The following is a 215-nucleotide window of genomic DNA, read 5'->3' on the forward strand; positions in this document are numbered from 1 at the left end:
AACTGAAAGGCTTTCTGAAGTCTTCGGATGGAAGGAAGAATTGCTGATGCCGTCGAGCCAAGAAAAGTTTCTAAGTTTAGATAATGTTGCCCGTACCGTAAACCGACACAGGTGGGTGGGATGAGTAGTCTAAGGCGCGTGGAAGAACTCTCTTTAAGGAACTCTGCAAAATAGCACCGTATCTTCGGTATAAGGTGTGGTTAGCCTTGTATTAG

The 215-nt window shown here is 45.1% G+C and carries 1 rRNA gene; it reads left to right on the forward strand.

The features are described from left to right. Positions 1-215, forward strand: a 23S ribosomal RNA gene (locus tag KJQ99_RS10425); the annotation flags it as partial.

This window comes from Campylobacter sp. 2018MI13 (genome assembly GCF_018501135.1).
Classification (GTDB): domain Bacteria; phylum Campylobacterota; class Campylobacteria; order Campylobacterales; family Campylobacteraceae; genus Campylobacter_E.